General features: G+C 62.2%; 13 protein-coding genes. 2 read left to right on the top strand and 11 right to left on the bottom strand.

The window, feature by feature from the left end; translation table 11 throughout:
* Window positions 1-64: 64 nt before the first annotated feature.
* The 6 genes from M2395_RS17295 to M2395_RS17270 all read right to left on the bottom strand — a co-directional run bounded on the left by M2395_RS17295 (window position 65) and on the right by M2395_RS17270 (window position 8,998).
* The gene (locus M2395_RS17295) at window positions 65-1,228 is read right to left on the bottom strand and encodes a type III PLP-dependent enzyme (protein WP_015634137.1); all 1,164 of its coding nucleotides are present in this window, start codon (window positions 1,226-1,228) and stop codon (window positions 65-67) included.
* Window positions 1,229-1,906: 678 nt separating this feature from the next.
* The gene (locus M2395_RS17290; protein ID WP_015634138.1) at window positions 1,907-3,064 is read right to left on the bottom strand and encodes a betaine/proline/choline family ABC transporter ATP-binding protein; all 1,158 of its coding nucleotides are present in this window, start codon (window positions 3,062-3,064) and stop codon (window positions 1,907-1,909) included.
* Window positions 3,061-3,714, bottom strand: coding sequence for an ABC transporter permease (locus M2395_RS17285; RefSeq protein ID WP_011059225.1), 654 nt, complete (start codon window positions 3,712-3,714; stop codon window positions 3,061-3,063). The genes M2395_RS17290 and M2395_RS17285 overlap by 4 nt, the downstream gene beginning before the upstream one ends.
* 12 nt (window positions 3,715-3,726) lie before the next feature.
* Entirely contained in the window at window positions 3,727-4,620 is an 894-nt protein-coding gene (locus M2395_RS17280) for a glycine betaine ABC transporter substrate-binding protein (protein ID WP_015634139.1), read from the bottom strand.
* A gap of 24 nt (window positions 4,621-4,644) precedes the next feature.
* Window positions 4,645-5,361 carry an ABC transporter permease gene (locus tag M2395_RS17275; protein ID WP_011059227.1) on the bottom strand — a complete coding sequence of 239 codons (717 nt, stop codon included), beginning with the start codon at window positions 5,359-5,361 and terminating at the stop codon, window positions 4,645-4,647.
* Window positions 5,362-5,767: 406 nt separating this feature from the next.
* The gene (locus tag M2395_RS17270; RefSeq protein WP_123430070.1) at window positions 5,768-8,998 is read right to left on the bottom strand and encodes a GLUG motif-containing protein; all 3,231 of its coding nucleotides are present in this window, start codon (window positions 8,996-8,998) and stop codon (window positions 5,768-5,770) included.
* Window positions 8,999-9,839: 841 nt separating this feature from the next.
* On the opposite strand from M2395_RS17270, the gene M2395_RS17265 reads away from it, so the two are divergent.
* Complete coding sequence (locus M2395_RS17265) at window positions 9,840-11,429, top strand: peptide chain release factor 3 (RefSeq protein ID WP_077933347.1); 1,590 nt, start codon at window positions 9,840-9,842, stop codon at window positions 11,427-11,429.
* Window positions 11,430-11,768: 339 nt separating this feature from the next.
* On the top strand, window positions 11,769-12,011 hold the full coding sequence (locus M2395_RS17260) for a hypothetical protein (protein WP_015634142.1): 243 nt from the start codon (window positions 11,769-11,771) through the stop codon (window positions 12,009-12,011).
* Window positions 12,012-12,115: 104 nt separating this feature from the next.
* On the opposite strand, the gene M2395_RS17255 is transcribed toward M2395_RS17260, so the two are convergent.
* The 5 genes from M2395_RS17255 to M2395_RS17235 form a co-directional block, all read right to left on the bottom strand.
* On the bottom strand, window positions 12,116-13,087 hold the full coding sequence (locus tag M2395_RS17255; RefSeq protein WP_011059230.1) for a peptide ABC transporter ATP-binding protein: 972 nt from the start codon (window positions 13,085-13,087) through the stop codon (window positions 12,116-12,118).
* Window positions 13,087-14,055, bottom strand: a complete 969-nt coding sequence (locus M2395_RS17250) for an ABC transporter ATP-binding protein (RefSeq protein ID WP_123430071.1) — start codon at window positions 14,053-14,055, stop codon at window positions 13,087-13,089. The genes M2395_RS17255 and M2395_RS17250 overlap by 1 nt, the downstream gene beginning before the upstream one ends.
* Before the next feature lie 10 nt (window positions 14,056-14,065).
* Window positions 14,066-14,977 carry an ABC transporter permease subunit gene (locus tag M2395_RS17245; RefSeq protein WP_011059232.1) on the bottom strand — a complete coding sequence of 304 codons (912 nt, stop codon included), beginning with the start codon at window positions 14,975-14,977 and terminating at the stop codon, window positions 14,066-14,068.
* Window positions 14,978-14,988: 11 nt separating this feature from the next.
* Window positions 14,989-15,999, bottom strand: coding sequence for an ABC transporter permease subunit (locus tag M2395_RS17240; RefSeq protein WP_011059233.1), 1,011 nt, complete (start codon window positions 15,997-15,999; stop codon window positions 14,989-14,991).
* A 73-nt stretch (window positions 16,000-16,072) separates the two neighbouring features.
* Window positions 16,073-17,668, bottom strand: coding sequence for an ABC transporter substrate-binding protein (locus M2395_RS17235; protein ID WP_011059234.1), 1,596 nt, complete (start codon window positions 17,666-17,668; stop codon window positions 16,073-16,075).
* Window positions 17,669-17,685 lie beyond the last annotated feature (17 nt).

Here is a 17,685-nt window from a genome sequence, read left to right as displayed (position 1 = left end):
GAACCGCGCGCACAAAAAAGCCCATGACAAGTCATGGGCTTTTTCTTGCAGCTAGCTGCCGTCTTTAAACGTAGAAGGCCTTCAGCGGCGGGAAGCCGTTGAATTCCACCGCGCTGTAGCTGGTGGTGTAGGCGCCGGTGGACAGCCAGTACAGGCGGTCGCCGATGGCCAGGTTCAGTGGCAGGCCGTACTTGTAGTTCTCGTACATGATGTCGGCGCTGTCGCAGGTCGGGCCGGCGATCACCACTTCTTCCACTTCACCTTTCTTCTCGGTCCAGATCGGGAACTTGATGGACTCGTCCATGGTTTCGATCAGGCCGGAGAACTTGCCCACGTCGGTGTACACCCAGCGCTCGACGGCGGTGCGGGATTTGCGCGCCACCAGTACTACTTCGCTGACCAGGATGCCGGCGTTGGCGATCAGCGAACGGCCTGGCTCGAGGATGATTTCCGGCAGGTCGTCGCCGAAGTCTTCCTTGAGGAAGCGGATGATTTCCTCGGCATAGGTTTCCAGGCTGTTGGTGCGGGTGATGTAGTTGGCCGGGAAGCCGCCACCCATGTTGATCAGCTTCAGCTCGATACCGTCTTCTTCCTTGAGGCGCTCGAAGATCACCTTGACCTTGGCAATGGCGGCGTCCCAGACGCTGATGTCGCGCTGTTGCGAACCCACGTGGAACGACACACCGTAAGGCACCAGGCCCAGGTCGCGAGCGAGGATCAGCAGGTCCATGGCCATGTCGGTCTGGCAGCCGAACTTGCGCGACAGCGGCCAGTCGGCGGTGGTGGAGCCTTCGGTGAGAATACGCACGTAGACTTTCGAACCCGGTGCGGCCTTGGCGATGTTGCGCAGGTCGGCCTCGGAGTCGGTGGCGTACAGGCGCACGCCCTTGTCATAGAAGTAGCGGATGTCCTTGGACTTCTTGATGGTGTTGCCGTAGCTGATGTTGGCCGGGTTGACGCCGCGGCCCAGCACCTTGTCCAGCTCGTAGATCGAAGCGATGTCGAAGCTGGAGCCTTTTTCGTGCAGCAGGTCGATGATCTCGACGGCCGGGTTGGCCTTGACCGCGTAGTAGACCTTGGCGAATTCGAAACCGGCGCGCAGGTCGTCGTAGGCCTGGGAGATCATCTGGGTGTCGATGACCACGAACGGGGTTTCTTGCTGGTCGGCGAAAGACTTCATTTTCTGAAAGGTTTCGCGCGCGAAATAGTCTTCGACGTTAATCGACATGCGTTGGGAACTCCTACTGGCAAACGTTGGTAATCAATGGGTTTAAGGACATGTCATTGATGACAGTGCCTTGTGAACGTCCTCCGTATCCCCACTTTGGTTCGCCTACTTCCCAAGGCATGTCGCCGAAAGCAAAAAGGCCATGGGAAATCTGCCCTTGGCCTTGCTGTCTCGTCGTCAGTACTTGAGCCGGATGGATCGTTTCCAGCATGGACGTTCGGCGCGAACTTTAGGCGGTGAGGGGGCTGAGATCAACAAAAAATGTCGCGTTTTTGCACTTGTCTGACGTGCGTTATCGACACCTCTCTTTGTAGCCGACACAGATGACGGACAGATGTTCCCGAAGAATTCTCGAGTGTTAAAAATACCTGCACGTTCGACGCTTTTGCGTGCCAAGTAGCTGGGAAGTATGAAAGCGTCAACATCGGCGACGTTAGCGGCGAGAGGGCGGTTTGAGGGGGATTTTGGCTGTTTCGGAGGAGGGCGCCGGACAGCTCTGACCGGGGCGGCTGTTGATATTTTTTTCCGGCGTGTGGGTGGGTCAAAAACACCTGGTGGCGAGGGCGCTTGCTCGCGCCGGATGCGCAGCAGCCCCATTCTTTTTGCAAAGAGGGGCCGCTTCACGGTCCCGAGGGAGCAAGCGCCCTCGCCACAGGTTGGTTATTGGCTATTTATTGATCAGGCGACCACTGTTTCAGCCGGCGAGACGATATTGGTCTTCATCCCCCGCGAACGCCCGGAGCTCAGGTAGGCGGCGATGGATTCCTGAGTCACCTCGCCCAGGAACACCCGCTCGGCATCCATCACCGGCAGCCACGAGCGGTTGAACTCGTACATGCGCGACAGAAGAATCCGCAGGTGTTCGTCGTAGGCGGCTGTAGCGTTGAACTCTCGCAGGAACTGGGCGCAGGTGCCGGTCTGACGGTGCAGGTCGCGACGACGTACATAACCCAGAGCCTTGTTCTCGGCACAGGTCACCACCACGTAGCGCCGGTCGTGTTCGTCCATCAGTTCCAGGGCGTCGGCTACCGGGGTTTCCGGGCTGACCGACGGGGCGTTGTCCGCGGCGTCTTCGGCCTTGACCAGCAACAGGCGTTTCAAGGTGCTGTCCTGGCCGACGAAGTTGCTGACGAAGTCGTCCGCCGGGTGCGCCAGCAGGGTGTCGGGGTGATCGATCTGCAGCAACTTGCCGGCACGGAAGATGGCGATCTTGTCCCCCAGCTTGATGGCTTCGTCGATGTCATGGCTGACCATGATCACGGTCTTGTTCAGCGCCCGCTGCATCTCGAAGAATTCATTCTGGATCATCTCGCGGTTGATCGGGTCCACCGCGCCGAAGGGCTCGTCCATCAGCAGCAGCGGGGCGTCCGCCGCCAGGGCGCGGATCACCCCGATGCGCTGTTGCTGGCCACCGGACAGTTCCCGTGGGTAGCGATGCAGGTACTGCTTGGGTTCGAGCTTGATCATGCTCATCAGCTCGCGGGCCCGGTCGTGGCATTTCTGCTTGTCCCAGCCCAGCAGGCGTGGCACCACCACGATGTTTTCCTCGATGGTCATGTTGGGGAACAGGCCGATCTGCTGGATCACGTAGCCGATGTTGCGGCGCAGGGTCACTTCGTCGAGATCGGTGGTGTCCTCGCCATTGATCAGCACCTTGCCCGAGGTGGGCATGATCAGGCGGTTGATCATTTTCAGCGTGGTGCTCTTGCCGCAGCCGGAGGGCCCGAGGAACACGCAGATCTCGCCTTCATTGACGGTCAGGCTTACCGAGTCGACGGCTTTGACATCCTTGCCGTTGCTGCGAAAGGTCTTGGTCAGGTTTTGAAGTTCGATCATTTCAGGAGTCCTTTTGGAGTCAGCGAGCGTTGCAGCCATTGCAGAAGCAGGTCGGCGAAGATGGCCAGGAGACTGACCAGCACGGCGCCGACGATCAGCATCGACATGTCGCTGCGGCTGATGGAAGCAAGAATGAGTACGCCCAGGCCGCCGGCGCCGATGGTGGCGGCGATGGTCATGACGCCGATGTTCATCACCACGGCGGTGCGTACCCCGGCGAGGATCACCGGCACCGCGATCGGCAACTCGACCATGCGCAGGCGCTGGCCGAAGGTCATGCCGATGCCGCGGGCGGCTTCACGAATGCCCGGTTCGACGCCGGTCAGCGCCAGGTAGGTGTTGCGCATGATCGGCAGCAGGGAATAGAGGAACACCGCGGTGATAGCCGGTAGCGGGCCCAGGCCCTGGCCGAACTTGGAGTAGAACGGCAGCAGCAGGCCGAACAGGGCGATGGACGGAATGGTCAGCAGCACGGTGGCGCTGGCCTGCAGTGGGCCGGCAAGGGTCGGGAAGCGGGTCATCAGCACGCCCAGGGGCACACCGAAGACGATGGCCAGGGTGACGGCGATGCCCACCAGGGTGATGTGCTGCCAGGTCAGGTGCAGGACCTGGGCCCAATCGAGATGGGAAAAGGCGTTCAGGAATTCCATGTCTTCTCCTCTTTAGTTGATCGGGTGCTGGCGCAGGAAATCTGCGGCCACGGCGGATGGGCTTTCATGGTCGACGTCGACCCGCGCGTTCAGCTGGCGCATGGTTTCGTCGTCGAACAGCGCCGCCAGCGGCTTGAGCTCGGCGGCCAGTTGCGGGTGGGCGTCGAGGTAGGCCTGGCGTACCACCGGCGCGGCGGTGTAGTCCGGGAAGTAGTGCTTGTCGTCTTCCAGCAGTTTGAGCTTGAAGGCATTGAGGCGCCCGTCGGTGGTGTACACCAGGCCGGCGAACACCTGGCCGTTGCGCAGGGCGGTGTAGACCAGGCCGGCGTCCATCTGCCGGGTGTTCTTGCGGGTCAGGGCCATGTCATAGAGCTTGACCATCCCGGCCATGCCGTCGGAGCGGTTGGCGAACTCGGTGTCCAGGGCCACCAGGCGGTTCTCCTTGGTGTTTTCGGCCAGGGCCTGGGTCAGGTCGCTGATGCTATTGATCTGCGGATGTTCCTTGGCCACGTTCTCTGGCAGCGCCAGGGCATAGGTATTGCTGAACTTGGACGGTGACAGCCAGACCAGGCCTTTTTTCGCATCGAGTTCTTTCACCCGGGCGTAGGACTGTTCGCTGTCGAGTTTCTCGTCGATGTGGTTGTAGGCCACCAGCGAGACTCCGGTGTACTCCCAGATCAGGTCCAACTGGCCACTTTCCTGGGCACTGCGGGCCAGGTTGCTGCCCAGGCCCCCGGTGACGCGGGTGTCGTAGCCCTTGCTGCGCAAGTACTGGGAGGTGATCTCCGCCAGCAGGGTCTGTTCGGTGAAGACCCGGGCGCCGATGCGGATCAGCGGTTTTTCCACGGCGTGAGCCAATGTGCTGAAAAGCAGGGCGCAGCCGAGTATCAGGCTTAATTTCTTCATGTCGGTTCCTTGGCTCTGACGGGCTTAAGACGGGCGCAGACCACGTTCCAGCCAAAGTCGGCTGGCCAGGGTCACCAGGCCATCGAGGAGCAAGGCCAGCAGCGCGGTGCAGGCGGCGCCGAGCAGCAGTTGCGGCTGATTGTTCAGGGCGATGCCGGGGAAAATCAGGCTGCCCAGGCTGTTGGCGCCGATCAGGAAGGCCAGGGGCGCGGTGCCGACGTTGATCGCCAGGGCCACCCGCACGCCGCCGATGATGATCGGCACGGCATTGGGCAATTCGACTTTCCACAGCACCTGGCGTGGCGTCATGCCGATGCCGACCGCGGCCTCCTTGAGGGAGCCCTGGACGTTCTTCAGGCCTTCATAGGTGTTGCGCACGATGGGCAGCAGGGAGGCGAGGAACAGCGCGAAAATGGCCGGGCCACTGCCGATGCCGAGGATCCCCAGAGCGATGGCCAGGACGGCCAGGGGAGGGACGGTGTTACCGATGTTGAACACTTGCATGAAGCGTTCGGCGCGTCCGACCATGCTCGGGCGGCTGAGGACGATGCCGGCGGGGATCCCCACCACCAGCGCGGCTAGCATTGAAGCCAGGACCAGGAACAGATGAGCTTGCAGGTAGAACAACAGATCGTCGCGGTAGTGTTCGATCGTAGTGATGCCGATCCAGTGGACCAGCAGGGCCAGGAGGGCGATTACCGCAGCGCCTCCTATCAGCCCTTTGCCATAGCGAATAGCCACAGGCGGACTCCTTTTTTATGTCAGCGCGCATTCTCTTGTGTGGCAGTGCCATGCCTGGCAGCCGAAAGAATGATCGCGGGAAGCAGCTCTTCGGTGCGCTGTAAACAGCGTGAGAGTGAGCCGTACGCATCGCTTTGCCAGGCTAACTTGCTGTTTTTTCTACACCTGGCGAAAGTTCGTAGCATGGGAGTGGACGCCCCGGCCTTTTAAAAGGTTCCATCATTGGCCGAATTTGCTCGGTGCGTTGGTGCGTTCCAATGGCGGTTGTTGCCAGGATTGCCTCGCTGTATTAACGGGGTAGGCCCGGGCCTGCACCCCCGGGCAGGCCGCTGAAACCGATGGTGTGCAGGCCGGCCAGGCTGATGGGAACAACCTGGTCGGCTGCTGTTTCATCCGCTCGTGAGCGTCAGAAGGGGAGGCTGCGGCCGATCAGGGGCAGCTTGGCGGCTTCGCCTTCGAGGTGGTTGAAGGATTGCTGGCCGAGGTTCAGGCCGATCAGGCCGCCGTGGATGTAGCCAGGGTTCACGGGCGTGACCTTGGCGCTCGCTGACGAGTGCTCGATGGAGCCGCTGTTGCCGCCGACCAGGCCGCCCAGTACCTGGGCCGCAGTCCCCATGACTTTACCGGAGGCAGAGGCGTTGCTGATTCGGCCGTCGTTGAAGCCGACCAGCCCCCCCACGAAGCTTGAGTCGCCGGCTTGGACATCACCTTTGGCCGAAGCGTTGGCGAGGGTGCCGCCTTCCAGGTAGCCGATCAGGCCACCGGCGAAGGCGTTGGCCCCTCCCGTGACGTTCCCGGTGGCGTCGGCAACGTTCACCGTGGTGTTGCGGCTGTGACCGAGCAACCCGCCCAGGTACTGGCTGAATCTGTCGAGCACGCTGGCGCTGGCGCTGACATTGCTCAGGCTGGCGCCCTCGCTCTTGCCGATCAGGCCGCCGATGGCCTGCGAGTGACTGGCGTTGAGGGTGCCGCTGGCCGAGGCATTGTTCACCGAGCCTGCGCTGAGTTCGCCAATCAACCCGCCGACATTCGCCCGTGCTCCCCCGGTTACGTTGCCGGCGGCGGAAACGTTGCTGTAGCGGCTGGCCAGGCTTTTGCCAACCAAGCCACCGACTGCCTGGGCGTTGTTGCCGTTCACACTGCCACTGGCCGAGGCGTTGTTCACGGCCCCTTCGGTATTGAAGCCGATCAAGCCACCCAGGAAGGTGTTGCGACCATTGCCCCGGACGTTGACGGTGCTGTCGACAGTGCTCAGCCGGCTCGTGGAGGACCCTGTGTTGAAGCCGACCAGGCCACCCAGGTTGAGGTTGTCACCAGCCAAGGAGATCAAGCCCGTGCTGCTGCTGTTGCTGATGTTTGCCTTGCGGTTCGCACCGACCAGGCCGCCGGCGCCGTAGGCGCTTGATTGGCCGGCCATCTGCCCGGTCAGCGTGACGTCCGCCCGGCTATTGCTGATGCTGGCGATGCCTCGGCCCAGGCCGTTGTTGATGTTCTCGGCCGCCAGGCCGCCCATGACATAGGTGTAGCGGTTGCCCACCAGCGTGCCGCTGGCCGAGGATTTGTCGATGCTGCCGTCCTGCAGGTTCAGCGCGACCAGCCCACCCAGGCTGTTGGCGTGAGAAGCCCCCGTGACTTGCACCTGGCTGGCCTTGACGTTGGAGATGAGGCCCATATTGACGCCCGCCAGGGTGCCTACCAGGGTGTTGTAGTGAGTCGAACGGTCTCCACTGACCGAGACCCGGTCGAGGTTCAGGTTGCGGATTTCTCCCTGATTCACGCTGAACAGACCGACGCTGCCGCTGGTGCCGTAGACCGAGAGGTTTTCAATGCTGTTGCCCAGGCCATCGAGCACGCCCCCAAAACCGCTGCGCTCGCCCAGGGACTTGAAGCGGGCGCCGTTGCCGGAAATCTTGTTGCCCAGCACGTAGTGGCCGCTGCTGTTGCTGTCGATTTGACGCAGTTGATCCAGGTTGTGGATCACGGCGTAGTCCTGGCCGTTGGCTTTGAACAGGGCACCGGCACCGGAGAGGGTCACCGCCTTGCCGTCCTCGAGTGTGTAGCCATTATTCCCATGGTTCAGCCCCAGGCTCGCCCCGGTGCCGCTGAGGGCGATGTTGTCGTTGAGCCGGATGCCGCCGTTCTGCGCATTCAGCACGAGGCCGGCCTTGTTGCCGCTGGCGCGCAGCGCGCCTTCGACGCGAATGTCACCGCGCTCGGCGGTCAGGCTCAGGGAGTTGCCGCTCGTCCAGGTCAGCGGTGCGCTGACCGTCAGGTTGCCCTGGGTGCTGTTCAGCTCGATGTGGGTAGTGTCCAGGTTGGATGCCAGGGTGTCGGTACGCAGTGTCGACCGAGTGTTGGCTGGACCGCCGCCAGCGATCACGGCCACGTTGTTGTGGCCATTGCCCCCGATGCTCACGCCGACGCCATTGCCCCCGTTGCCGCTGCCGGTGGCATTGGCACCGACACCGATGCCGACGCCGTTGGTGGTTCCCGAGTTGGTGCCGCTGATGCCTCCGGTGATGACCAGGCCGCGTGGGGTGAGCCGGCCTGGGTTTTCGGTGCTGGCGATGCTGATGTCGTTGGCATGGATCCTCCAGGTGCCGGTCTTGCCCTGCTCGGCATGAGTGTTCACCTGTGCGGCCAACTGCACGTCGACTCTGGCCCCCTGGTTTTCCACCACGCCACCATCACCCTGGCCGCCGATGGCGCTGGCGTCCTGTCGGCCCGCGACCTGCACAATGCCGTTGTCGCCGTCGAGCACGATCCGGCCCGCCTTGTTTTGCAGGGTCTTCGCCTCGATCACGCCCTGGTTGCTGACCACCGTCCTGAGCAGGCTGTCGGCGCTCTTGGCGGTCATCAGCACCTGGCCGCCGTCGGCTTTGAGCAGGCCTCCGTTCTGTGCCAGCGCATCCACGGCACCGCTTTTGACTTGCAGGCCGAGCAGGCCGTTGCCGTTGAAGTCGAGGGTGATGTCGTTGCCCGCGCCCAGGGCCACGCTACCGACGCGCGCCTGTATCAAGCCGCTGTTGCTGACCTGCGCACCGAGCAAGGCGATGCTGCCGCCGTCGCTCGCCGTGAGGGTCCCGGCGTTGCTGATGCTGGCGCTGGAGGTGCCGCTGAAGCGGTAGTTGCCATTGAGGAAGTCCTTGTCGGTGATGTCCTGAGTGGAAGCCACCAGGCTGCCGACATCGACTTGGGCGGATTGGCCGAACACCACGCCATTGGGGTTGATCAGGAACACCTTGCCGTTGGCGTCGATCCGGCCCTGGATGTCGCTGCCCTGGGTGCCCAGGACACGGTTGAGGGCAATCGCGTTGCTACCGGGCTGCTGGAAGCTGACACGCTCATCGGCCTTGACGTTGAAGTCATTCCAGTTGGTGATCAGCTTGTTGCTTTGCTGGTTGATGGTCAGGTGTTGACCGTCGCTGGACGTCTGTATGTCGGCGTTGCCGGAGACGATGTTTCCTCCGCTCGGCAGGGCAAACGCCGGAGCCTGGAGCAACAGGCCCAGCAGCGATAGTCCGGCGCCGATCACTGCCTTGCTGCGCCCTGCCTTGCTGCGTCGGCGCGCCCCTTCGTCGGCCACGTTCCAGCAGCCCAGTGCATGGTTCCATACCAATGCATAGTTCTTGTTCATGATGCGTCCTCTTGTACATATGCTGCTGATTTTCCCCAGCAGATTGGGCAGTGCTCGGTGGCGCCGGTCGCCTGAGGCCAGGCTTGGGTGTGTTCCGTTCGCTGTTCGTCGCGCCCCGCCGAACGGTCGGGCATGCAGCCACTCGCTTCTGCGTGCTGGCAAAACTATTGCGGAGTGTTCGAGAGGGGCTGAAGTGCGGCAGGAAGTGATTTAAATGATGGGTTTAATCTATCACTTGAATATTTGAAGTTATTTAAGAGATATCCGGATGATGATTAAGATTTTTCTTGAGCTTATTGACTTGCAATAAGTATGGTTATTGTTTTGGCAAGAGCTTAGGCCGATAGCTGGCTATAGTGGGTTGAGTTTCGGGGGGCGGGCTGGCTGGTCCGGGTGGGTTTGTTTTTAAAGGCCATGGGCCGGGGGTTTTGGGCTTAAAAGATATGGGGCTGGTTCGCGAGGGGGAGTGATAGTGTCTGTTGTTACTGCCGATTTTATTATTTTCTATTGTGTTAGTTAGTTGCTTGGGTGTGGTGTTGTTAAGTGGTAGGTTTTACGTGGTAATTAAAGACCTTAATTCTTGAGTGAAGTTGATTTTCTTGATTGCTAGTTGAGGCTAGATAAAAAGTGATGCCTTTTACTGTTCAGGCGCGAATCCCCGGGGTGTTTAGCCAATACGAAGGTCATGCCTGACATTGGAGCCCGGTTCGGAATGTCAGGGCGCCGGGTATTTGCGGGCACTATTTGTTAACATGCGCGGTTTTCTGTGTTGGCCTTTGCAATCGGCCAAAGCTACTTTTAGCCGTGTATACAGCGGTGTGCACAATCGAGATCTTAAGCGATGTCCGATAGTAAAATTGTCAACGAAGTCAACGCCAGGCGCACTTTCGCCATTATTTCCCACCCGGATGCGGGTAAGACCACGATCACCGAGAAGCTGTTGCTGATGGGCAAGGCCATTGCGGTGGCGGGTACCGTCAAATCGCGCAAGTCCGACCGCCACGCCACTTCCGACTGGATGGAGATGGAGAAGCAGCGGGGTATTTCCATTACCACGTCGGTCATGCAGTTCCCCTATCGCGAACACATGATCAACCTGCTGGACACCCCCGGCCACGAAGACTTCTCGGAAGACACCTACCGCACCCTGACCGCGGTGGACTCGGCGCTGATGGTGCTCGACGGCGGTAAGGGCGTAGAGCCACGGACCATCGCCCTGATGGACGTCTGCCGCCTGCGCGATACGCCCATCGTCAGTTTCATCAACAAACTCGACCGGGACATTCGCGACCCGATCGAACTGCTGGACGAAATCGAAGCGGTCCTGAAGATCAAGGCTGCCCCCATCACCTGGCCGATCGGTTGCTACCGCGACTTCAAGGGCGTGTACCACCTGGCCGGCGACTACATCATCGTCTACACCCCGGGCCACGGCCACGAGCGCACCGAAACCAAGATCATCGAAAAGCTCGACTCCGCCGAAGCCAGGGCCCACCTGGGTGACGAGTACGAGCGCTTCATCGAGCAGCTGGAACTGGTGCAGGGCGCCTGCCACGAGTTCAACCAGCAGGAGTTCCTCGACGGCCAGCTGACGCCGGTGTTCTTCGGGACCGCGCTGGGCAACTTCGGTGTCGACCACGTGCTCGACGCCGTGGTGGACTGGGCGCCGCGTCCGTTGCCACGTGTGGCTAACGAGCGCAGCGTGGCACCCCAGGAAGAGAAGTTCTCGGGCTTCATCTTCAAGATCCAGGCGAACATGGACCCCAAGCACCGCGACCGCATCGCCTTCATGCGTATCTGTTCGGGCAAGTACGAGAAAGGCATGAAGATGCGCCACGTGCGCACTGGCAAGGACGTGCGCATCGGCGACGCCCTGACCTTCTTCTCCTCCGAGCGTGAGCAACTGGAAGAGGCCTATGCCGGCGACATCATCGGCCTGCACAACCACGGCACCATCCAGATCGGCGACACCTTCACCGAAGGCGAGGCGCTGGGCTTCACCGGTATCCCGCACTTCGCCCCGGAGCTGTTCCGCCGTGTGCGTCTGAAGGACCCGCTCAAGTCCAAGCAACTGCGCCAGGGCCTGCAACAGCTGGCCGAAGAAGGCGCGACCCAGGTGTTCTTCCCCGAGCGCAGCAACGACATCATCCTCGGCGCCGTGGGTGTGCTGCAGTTCGACGTGGTGGCCAGCCGCCTGAAGGAGGAATACAAGGTGGAGTGCTCCTACGAGCCGATCACCGTGTGGTCCGCCCGCTGGATCGAATGCAGCGACAAGAAGAAGCTCGAAGAGTTTTCCAACAAGGCGGTGGAAAACCTGGCCCTGGACGGCGGCGGTCACCTGACCTACCTGGCGCCGACCCGGGTCAACCTGGCGCTGATGGAAGAGCGCTGGCCGGACGTGAAATTCCGCGCCACCCGCGAACACCACTAAGTTCGCCGGCCACCCCCGAGCCCCGCTGTGCAGACAGCGGGGCTTTTTTTTGCGCGCAGGACTGGCCTGCCGCCGCCTCGTAGGCGCTGGCTTGCCAGCGAAGGCGGCGGACGCTGTTGTGCCTGGCTTGCGGGTTCCTTCGCCGGCAAGCCGGCTCCTACGGGGTGTGGTGTTCTTAAGGGAGCGCCGTTAGTCGGAAGGGCTTTGGCGGCTCGGGAATCGATAGGGAGCTATCTGGAAAAGCCGGGATATCACGACTAGGTTTCAGACAGTGCTGTGGCCGCCGCAAGGCTGGCGCGCAGCCATCGATGATTCACCTATGAAAGGATGGAATCGGCTATGAGAATTTTCCAACGCGTTGTGCTGTTGATCAAAGTGCTGGTGATGCTGTCGCTCGGAACCTCGGCGGCCTGGGCCCACAACCTGATGCAGGTGAGCGAGCCGGGTTACTCCTCGAGCCAGAGCGCACCGGTGCAGATGCTTGCCAAGTCCGAATCGGAGCCGGGCGATGAAGGTCAGGGTGGCAGTTCCGGCGATGACGACCAGACCACCGACGAGGATGACGGCGACAGCCAGGGCTAAAAGAAACCCCCGACGACGGACTGATGCGCAATCCGTCGCCGGGGGCGGGTCGAACAAGGTTCAGGCGCTCCCGGAGGCATCCGGGAGCGCCTTTTTCATGGCCGCTACAGCACGAATTGCTCGGCGTAGTGGCAGGCCACCTGGCGGCTGTCGAGCTGGCGCAGGGCCGGCTCTTCAGTGCTGCAACGCTCGGTGGCATAAGGGCAGCGCTTGTGGAAGGCGCAGCCCGGTGGTGGGTTCAGCGGGTTGGGCAGCTCGCCGACGATCTTGATCTTCGGCTTGTCCGGGTCCGGGTGGATGGTTGGTGTCGCCGACAGCAGGGCCTGGGTGTAGGGGTGCAGGGGGCGGGTGTAGATGTCCTCCTTGGGGCCCATTTCCACCGGCCGGCCGAGGTACATCACCAGCACCTGGTCGGCCACGTGGCGCACCACTGCCAGGTTGTGGGAGATGAACACGTAGGCGGTGTTGAATTCCTGCTGCAGGTCCATGAACAGGTTCAATACCTGGGCCTGGATCGATACGTCCAGGGCCGAGGTCGGTTCGTCCGCCACCAGCACCTTGGGCTGCAGCATCATTGCCCGGGCCAGGGCGATACGCTGGCGCTGCCCCCCGGAGAACATGTGCGGGTAGCGCTGGTAATGTTCGGGGCGCAGGCCTACCTGCTTCATCATCGCCTGGACTTTTTCCCGGCGTTCGGCGGCCGACAGCTTGGTGTTGATCAGCAGCGGCTCGGCCAGCTGGTCACCGATCTTCTGCCGCGGGTTGAGCGAGGCATAAGGGCTCTGGAACACCATCTGCACGTCTTTGCGCAGTTGCTTGCGCTGGGCCTTGTCGGCACCGGCGACTTCCTGGCCGGCGATCTTCAGCGAGCCGGAAGACGGTTCCTCGATCAGGGTCAGGGCCCGCGCCAGGGTGGATTTGCCACAGCCGGATTCACCCACCACAGCCAGGGTCTTGCCGGCTTCCAGCTCGAAGGACACGCCGTTGAGTGCGCGCACGGTGGCGTGGCCCTTGAACAGGCCACGGGACACTTCGTAGTGACGGGTGAGGTCGCGGGCGGTAAGAACGACGGCCATTACGCCACCTCCTGATTCAGCGGGTAGAAGCAGCGCACCAGGCTGGCGGCTTTCGGGTCGAGGCTGGGGCGCTGGGCGCGGCAGTTGTCTTGCACGTAGGGGCAGCGCGGCGACAGCAGGCAGCCTTGAGGCCGGTCGTAGCGCCCGGGGACGATGCCCGGCAGGGTCGACAAGCGAGTGGCACCGAGGCTGTGCTCGGGAATCGCCGCCAGCAGCGCTTCGCTGTAGGGGTGCGCGGGGATGTCGAACAGCTCCGGTACCTGGCCCACCTCAACCGCCTGGCCGGCGTACATCACACACACCCGCTGGGCGGTTTCGGCGACCACGGCGAGGTCGTGGGTGATCAGCACCAGGCCCATGTTCTGCTCTTTCTGCAGGTTCAGCAGCAGGTCCATGATCTGCGCCTGGATGGTCACGTCCAGGGCGGTGGTGGGTTCGTCGGCGATCAGCAGCTTGGGCTCGCCGGCGATCGCCATGGCGATTGCCACCCGCTGGCTCATGCCGCCGGACAGTTGGTGCGGGTAGGCGTCCATGCGGCTGGCGGCGCCGGGGATCTCGACCTTTTCCAGCAGTTCGATGGCGCGCTTGCGCGCCGCCTTGCTGGACATCTTCAGGTGCAGGCGCAGCACTTCCTCGATCTGGAAGCCCACGGTGTAGCTGGGGTTCAACGCGGTCATCGGGTCCTGGAAGACCATGGCCAGGTCCTTGCCGACGATCTGCCGGCGCTGGTGCGCGCTGAGCTTGAGCATGTCGCGGCCGTCGAAGCTTAGGGCATCGGCGGTGACGATGCCGGGGTGCTCGATCAGGCCCATCAGGGCCATCATGGTCACCGATTTGCCGGAGCCGGACTCGCCGACGATGGCCAGCACTTCGCCCTTGTCGACCTTGAGGTCGAGGCCATCGACCACCGGCACCGCCGTGGCGTCGCCGAAACGGACATTGAGATTCTTGATTTCTAGCAGTGACATGGGAATCTCCTCAGGCGGCGTTCTTGAGTTTCGGATCCAGCGCATCGCGCAGGCCGTCGCCCATCAGGTTGATTGCCAGCACGCTGAGCAAAATGGTCAGGCCCGGCAGGCTCACGACCCACCAGGCGCGTTCGATGTAGTCCCGGGCCGAGGCCAGCATGGTGCCCCACTCCGGAGTCGGCGGTTGCACGCCCAGGCCGAGGAAGCCCAGGGCGGCGGCGTCGAGGATCGCCGAGGAGAAGCTCAGGGTGGCCTGGACGATCAGCGGTGCCATGCAGTTGGGCAGCACGGTGATGAACATCAGGCGTGGCAGGCCGGCACCGGCCAGGCGCGCGGCGGTCACGTAGTCGCGGTTGAGTTCGCCCATCACTGCGGCGCGGGTCAGGCGTACATAGGACGGCAGGGACACCACGGCAATGGCGATCACGGTATTGATCAGGCCTGGGCCGAGGATGGCGACGATGGCCACGGCCAGCAGCAGCGATGGCAGGGCCAGCATGATGTCCATCAGGCGCATGATGGTCGGGCCCAGCAAACGCGGGAAGAAGCCGGCGAACAGCCCGAGGAGGATCCCCGGGATCAGCGACATCACCACCGACGACAGGCCGATCAGCAGCGACAGGCGCGAACCCTGGATCAGGCGCGAGAGCAGGTCGCGGCCCAGTTCATCGGTGCCCAGCAGGAACTGCATCTGGCCGCCTTCGAGCCAGGCCGGAGGGGTCAGCAGGAAGTCGCGGTACTGCTCGCTGGGGTTGTGCGGCGCCACCCAGGGCGCGAACAGTGCGCAGAACACGATCAGCAGCATGAACAGCAGGCCGGCCACCGCGCCCTTGTTGCGGGAGAAGTGCTGCCAGAATTCTTTGTAGACGGACGGATAGAGCAGGCTTTGATCGACTGCTACTGAGGAAGTTGGAGTGCTCATTAGTCTTGATCTCAGCGCTGATGACGGATGCGTGGGTTGGCAAAGCCGTAGAGGATGTCCACCACGAAGTTGACCATGATCACCAGGCAGGCGATCAGCAGGATGCCGTTCTGCACCACGGGATAGTCCCGGGCGCCGATGGCCTCGATCAGCCACTTGCCGATGCCCGGCCAGGAAAAGATGGTTTCGGTCAGGACCGCACCGGCCAGCAGGGTGCCGACTTGCAGGCCGACCACGGTCAGTACCGGAATCAGCGCGTTGCGCAGGCCGTGGACGAACACCACCCGAGCCGGCGACAGGCCCTTGGCCTTGGCGGTACGGATGTAGTCCTCACGCAGCACTTCGAGCATCGAGGAGCGGGTCATCCGCGCGATCACCGCCAGCGGAATGGTGCCCAGCACGATGGCGGGCAGGATCAGGTGCTGCAGCGCGTCGAAGAAGGCGTCGGTGTCTTTGGCCAGCAGGGTGTCGATGAGCATGAAGCCGGTTTTCGGCTCGATGTCGTAGAGCAGGTCGATACGCCCGGAAACCGGGGTCCAGCCCAGGCTTACCGAGAAGAACATGATCAGGATCAGGCCCCACCAGAAGATCGGCATCGAATACCCCGCCAGCGAGATCCCCATTACCCCATGGTCGAACAGCGACCCTCGCTTCAAGGCGGCGATCACCCCAGCCAGCAGGCCGAGCACGCCGGCGAACAGCAGGGCGGCCATGGACAGTTCCAGGGTCGCGGGGAACAGCGAGGTGAATTCGCTCCAGACGCTGGTGCGGGTGCGCAGGGACTCGCCCAGGTCGCCGTGGGCCAGCTTGCCGATGTAGTCCAGGTACTGGGCGTACAGCGGCTTGTTCAATCCAAGGCGTTCCATTGCCTGGGCATGCATCTCAGGGTCGACCCGACGCTCGCCCATCATGACTTCCACGGGGTCGCCGGGAATCATGCGTATCAAGGCGAAGGTCAGCAAGGTGATGCCGAAGAATGTGGGTATCAGCAACCCCACACGGCGGGCAATAAAACTAAACATCTTCTGAAGTACCTCAATCAGCCGGTTAGGCGTTCCCGCCATCCTTGGGGTCAAGGACGGCGGGCGTTTCTTATTACTTCACTTGGGTGGTAGCGAAGTTGTTAGTGGTCAGGGGGCTAATGTGATAACCCTCGACGTTCTTGCGCATGGCGGTGAACATTTTCGGATAGGCCATGGGGATCCACGGTTGATCCTGTTCGAAAACCAGCATGGCCTTTTCATAGAGCTCGGCGCGTTTGGCGGGTTCAGCGTCGGAGCGTGCTTCGTCGATCAGATCCTGGAACGTCTTGTTGCACCAGCGGGCGTAGTTTTCGCCGTTTTTCGCCGCGTCACAACTCAGGTTCGGGGTCAGGAAGTTGTCCGGATCGCCGTTGTCCCCGGCCCAGCCCGCCGACACCATATCGTGTTCGCCGTTTTTCGCACGCTTGAGCATCTCGCCCCACTCCATCACGCGGATGTCGAGCTTGAGGCCCACCTTGGCCAGGTCGGCCTGCATCATCTGTGCGCCGAGCATCGGGTTGGGGTTGGTCGGGCCGCCGCCGTTGCGGGTGAACAGGGTGATAACCGTACCCTCCGGTACGCCGGCTTCCTTGAGCAGCGCGCGGGCCTTGTCCAGATCCCGGGGCGGGTTCTTCAGGCTGTTGTTGAAGCCCAGCAGGGTCGGCGGATACGGGCCGGTGGCCACCAGGGCGTTGCCCTTGCCGTACAGGCTGTTGACGTAGGCTTCCTTGTCGAAGGCGATGTCGATGGCCTTGCGCACTCGCACGTCGCTCATGTACTTGCGCGTGGTGTTCATGGCGATGTAGCCGGTGGTCATGGCGGCCAGCTCGTCGACCTTGAGGTTGGCGTCGGCCTTGATGCTGGGAATGTCATCGGGCTTGGGGTACAGGGCGATCTGGCACTCGTTGGCCTTGAGCTTCTGCAGGCGCACGTTGTTATCGGTGGTGATCGCCAGCACCAGCGGGTCGGCCGGCGGCTTGCCGCGGAAGTAATCCGGGTTGGCCTTGAAGCGTACCTGGGCGTCCTTGGCATAGCGGGTGAAGATGAACGGGCCGGTGCCGATGGGCTTGCTGTTGAGCTCAGAGGTCTTGCCTTCCTTGAGCAGCTTGTCGGCGTATTCGGCCGGGAAGATCGACGAGAAGGCCATGGCCACGTCGGCGAGGAAAGGGGCTTCGCGGCGGGTCAGGGTGAAGACCACGGTGTGGTCGTCGATCTTCTCGACGCTTTTCAGCAGTTCCTTGAAGCCCATGCTTTCGAAATAGGGGAAGCCCACGCTGGACTTGTCATGCCAGGGGTGCTTCGGGTCAAGCTGGCGCTGGAAGCTCCAGAGCACGTCGTCGGCGTTCATCTCGCGCGTCGGGGTGAAGTAGTCGGTGCTGTGGAATTTGACGCCCTTGCGCAGATGAAAGGTGTATTGCAGGCCGTCGGGGCTGATGTCCCAGGATTCGGCCAGGGCCGGCTCGATGTCAGTGGTGCCGGGCTTGAAGTCCACCAGGCGGTTGAAGATGGTTTCCGCCACTGCGTCGGCCGTGACTGCAGTCGTGTACTGGACCATATCGAAGCCTTCCGGGCTGGCTTCGGTACAGACCACCAAGGGTTTGGCTGTGGCGCCCAGGGCGACGCTCAGCAGGGCGGCGCCAACGGCCGCTTTCAGGGGAAGCATTTTCATCAGGAACCCTCTGCAAT

It is taken from the genome of Pseudomonas sp. BIGb0176 (assembly GCF_024810175.1).
Lineage (GTDB): Bacteria > Pseudomonadota > Gammaproteobacteria > Pseudomonadales > Pseudomonadaceae > Aquipseudomonas > Aquipseudomonas protegens.
This window is presented reverse-complemented; position numbering and strand designations above follow the sequence as displayed.